The organism is Streptomyces sp. BE20 (assembly GCF_036322525.1).
Taxonomy (GTDB): domain Bacteria; phylum Actinomycetota; class Actinomycetes; order Streptomycetales; family Streptomycetaceae; genus Kitasatospora.
The window spans coordinates 45638-55692 of the sequence record NZ_JAQYWW010000461.1; the positions used below are offsets into that span (position 1 = coordinate 45638).

Below are 10055 nucleotides of genomic sequence, written 5' to 3' on the forward strand. Positions count from 1 at the left end.
GCTCGGCCGACCGGGTGCAGTCCCCGGGCAGCCGCCGTGTCGGCGCGGCCCGGCCCGGAGCGGCGGCGTTCCATGGCCGCCATGCGCGCCCGCCTCCCCGCCGCAGCCGCCGCGCTGCTGCTCGCCCTCGCCGCCTCGGCCGGCTGCTCCGGCGGCCCGTTCCCGGCCGGCACCGCCCCGACGCCCGTCCCCGCACCGCCCGCGCCGGCCACCGTGACCGGGGACGTCCTCCCGGTCGACCGCTCCACCGTGCGGGACGGCGGTACCCTGCGCTGGGCGGTGGACGCCGTCCCCGCCACCCTGAACGTCTACCAGCCGGCCGCCACCGCCGACTCCGCGCTGCTCGCGCACGCCCTCTACCCCGCGCTGTTCCGGCCCGGTGCGCACGGCGGCTGGGAGGCCGACCCCGACTACCTGGCCGCCGCCGAGTCCACGCCGCCCGGGCAGCTGCCGCAGGTGGTGACCTACCGCCTCAACCCGCGGGCGGTCTGGAGCGACGGCACCCCGCTCTCCGCCGCCGACTTCATCGCCCAGCGGGCCGCGCTCTCCGGCCTCGACCCGGCCTACACCTCCGCCCGCCCCGCCGGCTACGGCACGATCGACTCGATCGTCCAGGGCGCCGGCCCGCAGGAGGTCAAGGTCACCTTCCGGCAGCCCTGCGCGCAGTGGCGCGCCCTGTTCGGCCCGCTCTACCCGGCCGCCGAGACCGCCACCGCCGCCGCCTTCGGCCGCCCGCTGCCCGGTGGCACCGCCCACCCGACCGCCGGGCCGTTCCTGGTCTCCGGGTACGACCCGGCCGGCGGACGGGCCGCCCTCGTCCGCAACCCGTACTGGTGGGGCGAGCCGGCCAAGGCCGACCGGATCGACTTCCTCGCTGTCCCGGCCGAACAACGTGCCGACGCGCTTGAACAGAACCGGGTGGACATCGCCCCGTTGACGGCCGCCGTCGACCACGCGGCCGGCGGGGCCGGCGCCCCGGCCGGGGGCGGGGCCGCCCAGGCGCTCCACCGGGCGGAGACCCTGCCCGGCGTCACCCTGCACCGCGCCGCCGGCGCCGCCCTCACCCAGCTCACCCTCAACGCGGCCCGCGACCTCCTCACCGACCCGGTCCTGCGGCGTGCGGTCGCCCGTGCGGTCGACCGCCGGCACGCCGCCGACGCCGCACTCACCCCGCTCGGGCTGCCGGCCGCCCCGCACGGCCACCACCTGCTCACCGGCGACCAGGACGGCTACCGCGACAACGCCGACGCGCTCGGCGCCACCGACGCCGGGCGGATGCTGGACACGGCCGGGTGGAAGCGCCCCGCCGCCGACGCCACCCGGGCCCGGAACGGCCGTGAGCTCGCCCTCACCCTCCTGGCCCCGGCCGGTTCCGCCACCGCCCGGCGCACCGCGGACGCGGTGGTGGCGGACCTCGGCGCGGCCGGGATCGCGGTCCGGGTGACGGAGGCGCCGGCGGACACCTTCGTCCGCGACCACCTGGCCGCCGGGGACTACGACCTCGCCCTCTTCTCCTGGCCGGCCGGGCCGGACCCGGCCGGCGAGCAGCAGCCCGTCTACGCCAAGCCCCGGCCGGGCCCCGACGGAGCCCTCCGGGCCGGTACCAACTTCGCCCGCGCGGGCACCGAGGAGATCGACCGCCTCTTCGAGCGTGCCGGCGCCGAACCGGACCCCGCCGCCCGCCAGGCCCTCCTCCAGGAGGCGGACGTCCGGATCTGGCAGCTGGGCCACTCGGTGCCGCTGTTCCAGCGCCCCGAGCTGACGGCCGTCCGGGCGGGGCTCGCAGGTGCGGGGGTCTGGGGCTTCGGCCGGCCGCGCTTCCAGGACGTGGGGTGGTCGGCCGGCTAGGTCGCGGTCAGGCCCTCCGTCAGTCCCTCCGTCAGGCCCGCTCTCCCGGGTCTCGTGCGTCCGGCAGGAGCCGTGAGACAGGGGCCGGGTCCCGGCGGGCAGGGCGGACGGACGCGGTCACCCGATCGCCGTGCGACCGGACCGGTCCGTGGACCGTCGCCGGGCGCGGCGGAGGGGACCGCCGGAGGGACCGCCGGAGGGGTCGGTGGACGGGTCGGCGGACGGGTCCGGAACGTGCCGCCGGACGTCCACAGGGTGAAGAGCCGGTGTCCGAGTTGTGATCTTGATCCCGCCCGACCTGCTCGTTTCGGCCGAGCTGGGCGGTTCCCCGTACCATAGGAGGAAGCCGTGGCATGTCCTGCCCGGCGGGTGGACCGGTAGTAGCAGGCGGAACGGGCGGCGGCGACCAACAGTGGTCGCAAGTGCGCGTCACGCAGCCGGGCGCCGAAACCCACGATTCCGGGAGAATCTGCTAGGCATGCCCACGCGCAACGACATCCGTAACGTCGCCATCGTCGCCCACGTCGACCACGGCAAGACCACCCTGGTCGACGCCATGCTCAAGCAGGCCGGCGCCTTCGCTGCCCACCAGCAGTTGGACGACCGCATGATGGACTCCAACGACCTGGAGCGCGAGAAGGGCATCACCATTCTCGCGAAGAACACCGCGGTCAAGTACCACCCGAAGGATGGTGGCGCTCCGATCACCATCAACATCATCGACACCCCGGGCCACGCCGACTTCGGTGGCGAGGTCGAGCGAGGTCTCTCGATGGTGGACGCGGTCGTCCTCCTGGTCGACGCCTCCGAGGGTCCGCTTCCGCAGACCCGCTTCGTGCTCCGCAAGGCGCTCACCGCGCGGCTCCCCGTCATCCTCTGCATCAACAAGACGGACCGCCCGGACGCCCGGATCGACGAGGTCATCAACGAGACCTACGACCTGTTCCTGGACCTGGACGCCGACGAGGACCAGATCGAGTTCCCGATCGTCTACGCCTGTGCGCGTGACGGCGTGGCCTCGCTGACCAAGCCGGACAACGGGACCGTCCCCGCGGACAGCGACAGCCTGGAGCCGTTCTTCTCCACCATCCTGGAGCACGTCCCGGCTCCGACGTTCGAGGAGGACGCGCCGCTCCAGGCCCACGTCACCAACCTCGACGCGGACAACTTCCTCGGCCGCATCGCCCTGCTCCGCGTCGAGCAGGGTGAGCTGCGCAAGGGCCAGACCGTGGCCTGGATCAAGCGCGACGGCACCATTTCGAGCGTCCGCATCTCCGAGCTGCTGATGACCGAGGCGCTCACCCGCAAGCCGGCCGAGGTGGCCGGTCCGGGCGACATCTGTGCCGTCGCCGGTATCTCCGACATCATGATCGGCGAGACCCTCGCCGACCCGGAGAACCCGATCGCGCTGCCGCTGATCACGGTGGACGAGCCGGCCATCTCGATGACCATCGGCACCAACACCTCGCCGCTGGTCGGCCGTGGCGGCAGCGGCAAGGGCGCGGACGCCAAGTCCAGCGGCCGGGTCGACCGCAAGGTCACCGCCCGCCAGGTCAAGGACCGCCTGGACCGCGAGCTGATCGGTAACGTCTCGCTGCGCGTCCTGGAGACCGAGCGCCCGGACGCCTGGGAGGTGCAGGGCCGTGGTGAGCTGGCGCTGGCCATCCTGATCGAGACCATGCGTCGCGAGGGCTTCGAGCTGACCGTCGGCAAGCCGCAGGTGGTCACCAAGCAGGTCAACGGCAAGACGCACGAGCCGGTCGAGCGCCTCACCGTGGACGTCCCCGAGGAGCACATGGGTGCCGTCACCCAGCTCATGGGCATCCGCAAGGGCCGGATGGACAACATGTCCAACCACGGTTCGGGCTGGGTCCGGATGGAGTTCGTGGTGCCGTCCCGCGGCCTGATCGGCTTCCGGACCGAGTTCCTCACCAACACCCGCGGCACCGGTATCGCGCACTCGATCCACGAGGGCCACGAGCCGTGGTTCGGCACCCTGACGACCCGCAACAACGGTTCGCTGGTCGCCGACCGGGCCGGTGTGGTGACCGCCTTCGCGATGACCAACCTGCAGGAGCGCGGCGTGCTCTTCTGCGACCCGGGCACCGAGGTGTACGAGGGCATGATCGTCGGCGAGAACTCGCGCGCCGACGACATGGACGTCAACATCACCAAGGAGAAGAAGCTCACCAACATGCGGTCGTCGAACGCCGATGTTGCCGAGTCGATCGTCCCGCCGCGGAAGCTCTCCCTGGAGCAGTCGCTGGAGTTCTGCCGCGAGGACGAGTGCATCGAGGTGACCCCGGAGACTGTTCGCATCCGTAAGGTCGTGCTGGACCAGAAGGACCGTGGTCGTACCGCCTCGCGCGCCAAGAAGGTCTGATCACCGCCTTCTGAGGCCTTCCGGCCGTGCTTTGGCCGGAAACCGTCGCCCCCCTTTCCGATGGAGAGGGGGGCGAACTTTTTCAACTACTCCATGCTGTCGACGCGCGTATAAACGGAATAGCGCTTACCACGGCAAGGTGTCCGCTGAGCGAACGTGACAGTCCGTCATTCATGACGACTGTCCGTTTAATGCCTGTCTGAGTATGTCTCATATGTCCGATTTTCGAAACTTACCGACCGTTCATGTGACCTAATTGAGATCGGTAGTGGTCACTTTCGTGTCCGTGCGTGACACATAGTGGGTGCAGTCAGGCTCGGGTCAAGGGTTAACGCGCAGGGGTGCGCGCCGAAACCACGAGCGCGGACGGCACAGCGGATCCGGTCCCGACCAACCGCGGTGCTCTCCTCGTTGGAAAGTCGAATTCAGGAGGCATCCCCCCATGCGTGGTGCAACCCAGACCAAGTGGCTCGTCGCGGCGACCGCGATCGCCCTTGCGGCGACCGCTTGCAGCACCAGCTCGAAGAGCAGCGACAAGGCTGCCTCGGGCGGCGGCACGATCGCCGTTCAGCTCGGTGAGCCGCAGCACGGCCTGATTCCGCAGAACACCGCGGAGTCCGAGGGTGCCGAGGTCCTGAACGCCCTCTTCGCCGGCCTGGTCGAGTACGACAACAAGACCAACGAGCCGAAGCTGCGCGTCGCGGAGTCGATCGAGTCCCCCGACAGCAAGGTCTGGACGATCAAGCTGAAGGACGGCTACACCTTCCACAACGGTGAGAAGGTCACCGCGCAGTCCTTCGTGGACGCCTGGAACTGGGGCGCCAACCAGGACAACGCGGCCGAGGGCCTCCCGTTCTTCGCCAAGATCGACGGCTCCGCCGACCTGGCCCCGGGCAAGGACAAGAAGCCGGCCACCGACAAGCTCAAGGGCCTGACGGTCGTCGACGACAAGACCTTCACGGTCTCCCTGACCGCGCCGTTCTCCCAGTTCAAGACCATGCTGGGCTACAACGCGTTCTACCCGCTGCCGAAGGCCTTCTTCGCTGACAAGAAGACCTTCGAAGAGGCCCCCATCGGCAACGGCCCGTTCCAGATGGACGGCAAGTGGGAGCACAACCAGCAGATCAAGGTCAAGCGCTTCGAGGGCTTCCCGGCCGCTGACGGCAAGGCGAAGCTCCAGGGCGTCACCTTCAAGATCTACGACAAGCTGGAGACGGCGTACAACGACCTGCGCGCCGACAACATCCAGGCCACCGACAAGCTCCCGATCTCGGCCATGGGCACGGTCAAGGGCGAGTTCGGCGACCGCTACATCTACAAGCCGGAGTCCGGCGTCGGCTACATCGGCTTCCCGATCGCCACCAACCCGGAGACCTACGGCAAGCCGGAGATCCGCAAGGCGATCTCGATGGCGATCGACCGCGAGGCGATCACCAAGACGATCTTCTCGGGCACCCGCGTCCCGGCCGACGACTTCGTCAACCCGCTGATCCCGGGCTACCGCAAGGGCGCCATGGGCGACGCGGCGAAGTACGACCCGGCCAAGGCCAAGGAGATCTTCACCGCGGCCAACGGTGTCCCGAACAACACCCTGGAGCTCGGCTACAACGCCGACGGTGGCCACAAGGAGTGGATCGAGGCCGTCGCCAACCAGCTGAAGAAGAACCTGGGCGTCGAGGTCACCCTCAAGCCGTTCGAGAAGTTCGGCAAGATCCTGGACGCGCTGGGCGACAAGCAGTACTCCGGCGGCTTCCGCATGGCGTGGTCGATGGACTACCCGTCGATCGAGAACTACCTCCGTCCGATCTTCTCCAAGGTCGCGATCGACAACGGCTCGAACTACGGCGGCTACGTCAACGAGAAGTTCGAGGCGCTGCTGGACCAGGCCGACCAGGCGAAGAGCCCGGAGGAGGGTCAGAAGCTGTACCAGCAGGCTGACGACATCCTGGTCCAGGACCTGCCGTACATCCCGGTGTACACCTACATGTCCTCCGCCGCGTACAGCAAGAAGATCAAGAACTTCGACACCGACGCCCAGGGTCGCATGAACCTGGACGAGGTCGAGCTCGCCGGCTGATCCGGTTAATCAGACGAACGGGGGCGGGCGGACCGGACTACAGTCCGGGTCCTCCCGCCTCCCTTCCTTGTCCGAAAGTATGGAGGTCTGATGGGCCGCTATGTCATCCGCCGACTTATACAGGCAATCCCTGTCCTGATCGGTGCGACGTTCCTGATCTACTGGCTGTGCTTCAGCCTGCCCGGTGACCCGGTGCAGGCGCTGGCCGGCGAGAAGAAGGCCGACCCGCTCGTGGCGGAGATGATCCGCCAGAAGTACCACCTGAACGACCCGTTCCTGCTCCAGTACTGGAACTACATCTCCGGCGTGTTCCAGGGCAACCTGGGCGAGAGCCTGACCGGTCGTTCGGTGAGCGACATGATCAGCGAGGCGTTCCCCTTCACCGTCAACCTCGCCATCGTGGCCTTCGTCATCGAGGCGATCATCGGTGTGCTGGCGGGCGTCATGGCGGCCCTGCGCAAGGGCAAGTTCCTGGACCAACTGGTCCTGATCAGCACGCTGTTCGTGATCTCGATCCCGGTCTTCGTCACCGGTTTCGTGCTCCAGCTCGTGCTCGGCGTCAAGCTCAAGAACGACTACGGTCTCGAGATCTTCTCCGTCTCCTTCAACGAGGAGGACGGTCTGCGGGCGTACCTGCTGCCGGCCTTCGTGCTGGCGTCGACCTCGCTCGCCTACGTGGCCCGACTGACCCGCACCAGCCTCATGGAGACCATGCGCGCCGACTACGTGCGCACCGCGGTCGCCAAGGGTCTGAAGCGGCGTCGGGTGATCGGCCGGCACGCCCTGCGCAACGCGCTCATCCCGATCGTCACCTTCCTCGGTGCCGACCTCGGTGGTCTGATGGGCGGCGCGGTCATCACGGAGAAGATCTTCAACATCCACGGCATCGGCGGTCTGCTCGCCCAGGCCGTGTACCAGAAGCAGGGCACGATCATCGTCGGCGTCGTCACGCTGCTGGTGATGATCTACCTCGTCACCACCCTGCTCGTGGACCTGCTGTACGCCGTGCTCGACCCGAGGATCCGCTATGAGTGAGACCATCACCAAGGGCGCCGAGGCCCCCTCCGAGGACAACTCCCCGAAGTCCTCCCCGGAGAAGAAGCAGAAGCCGGAGCGCGTCGCCAGTCTCTGGTCGGACGCGATGAGCGACCTGCGCCGCAACCCGGTCTTCATCATCGGCGCCGTGCTGGTGTCGTTCCTGCTCCTGCTGGCCGTCGTGCCGCAGTGGTTCACGGACGGCAGCCCGTTCGACTCGGGGGCCTGCGACCTGGCCGACTCGCTGAAGCGTCCGAGCGGCGACCACTGGTTCGGCTTCGACGTCCAGGGCTGCGACATCTACACCCGCACGGTGTGGGGCGCGCGCAACTCGATCATCGTCGGCGTCCTGACCACCACCATGGTCACCCTGGTGGGCGCCCTCCTCGGCCTGCTGGCCGGGTGGAAGGGCGGGATCGTCGACAGCATCCTCTCGCGCTTCACCGAGATCTTCTTCTCGATCCCGCTGCTGCTCGGCGGCATGCTGATCATGTCGATGCTCGGCAAGGGCAACGCCTGGACGGTCTCGGTCGTGATGACCGTGCTCGGCTGGCCGCAGATCTTCCGCATCATGCGTGCCTCGGTGCTGTCGAACAAGAACAACGACTACGTGATGGCGGCCCGCGCCCTCGGCGCCGGCTCCGGCCGGATCACCTTCCGGCACATCGTGCCGAACGCCATCGCTCCGGTCATCGTCGTCTCCGCGATCAGCCTGGGTGTCTACATCGGCGCCGAGGCGGCCCTGTCCTACCTGGGCATCGGCGTCCAGCCGCCGGAGATCTCCTGGGGCCTGATGATCAGCGACGCGTCGGTCCGCTTCCTCGACGCGCCCCACGTGCTGCTCTTCCCGTCCGCGGTACTGAGCGTCACCGTCCTGGCCTTCATCATGCTCGGCGACGCGGTGCGCGACGCCCTCGACCCGAAGCTCCGCTGAGAGAAGAGGTGACGACCCGATGACCACCGTGATCGAGAAGAACCAGAAGACCGGCCGCCTGGAGGTTGGCACCCCGCTGCTGGAGGTCAAGGACCTCCACGTGGAGTTCCACACCCGGGACGGCGTCGCCAAGGCCGTGAACGGTGTCAACTACTCCGTGGCCGCCGGTGAGACCCTGGCGGTGCTCGGCGAGTCCGGCTCCGGCAAGTCCGTGACCGCCCAGACCATCATGGGCATCCTCGACATGCCGCCCGGCAAGATCAGCCAGGGCCAGATCCTCTTCCGCGGGCAGGACATGCTCGCCATGAAGGAGGAGGACCGCCGGCAGATCCGCGGCCAGAAGATCGCGATGATCTTCCAGGACGCGCTCTCCTCGCTGAACCCCGTGATGACCGTCGGCGCCCAGCTCGGCGAGATGTTCCGGGTGCACCGCGGCTCCTCCAAGAAGGAGGCCCGGGAGAAGGCCATCGAGCTGATGGAGCGGGTGCGCATCCCCGCCGCCCGGCAGCGCGTCGGCGACTACCCGCACCAGTTCTCCGGCGGTATGCGCCAGCGCATCATGATCGCCATGGCGCTCTCCATGGAGCCCGACCTGATCATCGCGGACGAGCCCACCACCGCCCTGGACGTCACCGTCCAGGCCCAGGTGATGGACCTGCTCGCGGAGCTCCAGGCCGAGTACAACATGGGCCTGATCCTGATCACCCACGACCTCGGCGTGGTCGCCGACGTCGCGGACAAGATCGCCGTGATGTACGCGGGCCGGATCGTCGAGACGGCGCCGGTGCACGAGCTGTACGCCAACCCGGCGCACCCGTACACCAAGGGCCTGCTCCGTTCCATCCCGCGCCTGGACCAGAAGGGCCAGGAGCTGTACGCGATCAAGGGCCTGCCCCCGAACCTGCTCAAGGTCCCGGCCGGCTGCGCGTTCAACCCCCGCTGTGACGTCGCCACCGACCTGTGCCGCTCGGAGATCCCGAAGCTGCACCAGGTGACCGACAAGGACGGCAAGGAGCTCACCGGCCGCCGCAGCGCGTGCCACCTCTGGAAGGAGACCCTCCATGGCTGAGCCCATCCTGGAGGTCAAGGACCTGGTCAAGCACTACCCGCTGACCCAGGGCATCCTCTTCAAGAAGCAGGTCGGCGCGGTCAAGGCCGTCGACGGCGTCTCCTTCGAGCTGGCGAGGGGCGAGACCCTCGGCATCGTCGGCGAGTCCGGCTGTGGCAAGTCCACGCTGGCCAAGGTGCTGATGAACCTGGAGCGGGCCACCTCCGGCCAGGTGCTGTTCAAGGGCGAGGACATCTCCAAGCTGTCCGGCGCGGGCCTCAAGGCCGTCCGCCGGAACATCCAGATGGTGTTCCAGGACCCGTACACCTCGCTGAACCCGCGCATGACGGTCGGCGACATCATCGGTGAGCCCTACGAGATCCACCCCGAGGTGGCTCCGAAGGGCGACCGCCGCAAGGCCGTCCAGGACCTGCTGGACGTGGTGGGCCTGAACCCGGAGTACATCAACCGGTACCCGCACCAGTTCTCCGGCGGCCAGCGCCAGCGCATCGGCATCGCCCGCGGCCTCGCGCTCAAGCCCGAGATCATCATCTGCGACGAGCCGGTCTCCGCCCTGGACGTCTCCGTCCAGGCGCAGGTGATCAACCTGCTGGAGCAGCTCCAGAGCGAGTTCGAGCTCTCGTACATGTTCATCGCGCACGACCTCTCGATCGTCCGGCACATCTCCGACCGCGTCGGCGTGATGTACCTCGGCAAGATGGTCGAGATC

7 protein-coding genes are annotated in these 10055 nt (G+C 68.6%); all 7 read left to right on the top strand.

All coding sequences use genetic code 11. The annotated features are described in order from the left end of the window. Positions 1 to 81 precede the first annotated feature (81 nt). The gene (locus PUR61_RS05610) at positions 82 to 1848 is read left to right on the top strand and encodes an ABC transporter family substrate-binding protein (RefSeq protein ID WP_329876231.1); all 1767 of its coding nucleotides are present in this window, start codon (positions 82 to 84) and stop codon (positions 1846 to 1848) included. Positions 1849 to 2326: 478 nt separating this feature from the next. Continuing rightward, positions 2327 to 4231, top strand: coding sequence for a translational GTPase TypA (typA, locus tag PUR61_RS05615; protein WP_329876233.1), 1905 nt, complete (start codon positions 2327 to 2329; stop codon positions 4229 to 4231). Between the two features lie 442 nt (positions 4232 to 4673). Continuing rightward, positions 4674 to 6308 carry a peptide ABC transporter substrate-binding protein gene (locus PUR61_RS05620; protein ID WP_329876235.1) on the top strand — a complete coding sequence of 545 codons (1635 nt, stop codon included), beginning with the start codon at positions 4674 to 4676 and terminating at the stop codon, positions 6306 to 6308. Between the two features lie 90 nt (positions 6309 to 6398). After that, a complete protein-coding gene (locus tag PUR61_RS05625; protein ID WP_329876237.1) occupies positions 6399 to 7343 on the top strand; it encodes an ABC transporter permease in 945 nt (314 codons plus the stop codon). Beyond that, entirely contained in the window at positions 7336 to 8277 is a 942-nt protein-coding gene (locus PUR61_RS05630; protein WP_329876239.1) for an ABC transporter permease, read from the top strand. Before PUR61_RS05625 ends, PUR61_RS05630 begins: the two co-directional genes overlap by 8 nt. 19 nt (positions 8278 to 8296) lie before the next feature. Further along, complete coding sequence (locus PUR61_RS05635; protein ID WP_329876241.1) at positions 8297 to 9346, top strand: ABC transporter ATP-binding protein; 1050 nt, start codon at positions 8297 to 8299, stop codon at positions 9344 to 9346. Beyond that, positions 9339 to 10055: ABC transporter ATP-binding protein (locus PUR61_RS05640; RefSeq protein WP_329876243.1), on the top strand; the 717-nt coding region annotated here is incomplete at its 3' end. The genes PUR61_RS05635 and PUR61_RS05640, both read left to right, overlap by 8 nt.